Origin of the sequence: Paenibacillus popilliae ATCC 14706 (assembly GCF_000315235.1) — a bacterium.
Classification (GTDB): Bacteria; Bacillota; Bacilli; order Paenibacillales; family Paenibacillaceae; genus Paenibacillus_B; species Paenibacillus_B popilliae.
On sequence record NZ_BALG01000296.1, the window covers coordinates 1 to 697 of the forward strand.

Sequence of the window (697 nt, forward strand, 5' to 3'; positions counted from 1 at the left end):
TAAGCAAGGCGATATGACTCTGGATGATAAAAAGCAAGGGGGAGGATACGTTGTGGTTGAAGCTGTATATCGTATGATTTCCGATATCTAAGATGTTGAGCAACGGGATATTCCCTACTTTGAAAAAAGCTTGTAAGGCAACATAAAAGAAAACCGCGATCATACACCCTCCCGGACTTCTCCGCTTGGTGATACATTGTAAGCACAGAAATAGCGTCCCCATCATAAGCAGGCCCCAAAAATACCTAATGCCGTAAAAAGCTAAGGCCTGCCATGGCGTAAATTCAGTCGCAAAGTAAGTATACTTATCATCTCCTTGCACTGTAAACTGGCTCCAGTTCGGATCATACCCCCAGGTGAGTATCGACTGTACTAACACCATTCCGATCACAAATGCCGCAAACCACAGGCTGACGAGCAGCAAGACGACAAATTGGGTCAAGAACCAGTTTGTTTTCTGTCCTAATCGGATAACGACAGCTCTTGCCCAGGCCGCTCCCCCTTCATTCCCGATCTCGTTGATAACAACCAGATACAAGGGCAATAAAAATAAAGCATATAGATAGCTGTTGCCAAAAATAAAAAAAAGCCCATTCCATCCATTTTCCAGTTCGGGATCTGGCACGGTTGCTTGCAACAACATCGTCACGACCGTGATCAGACTTACGACAGCCCATAGTTTCTTATCTGTCCCGAT

General features: G+C 45.1%; 1 protein-coding gene. It reads right to left on the minus strand.

Features of this window, described 5'->3' with window-relative positions:
• The coding region (locus PPOP_RS22935) for a hypothetical protein (protein ID WP_042229443.1) at positions 1–697 on the minus strand (697 nt) is incomplete at both ends.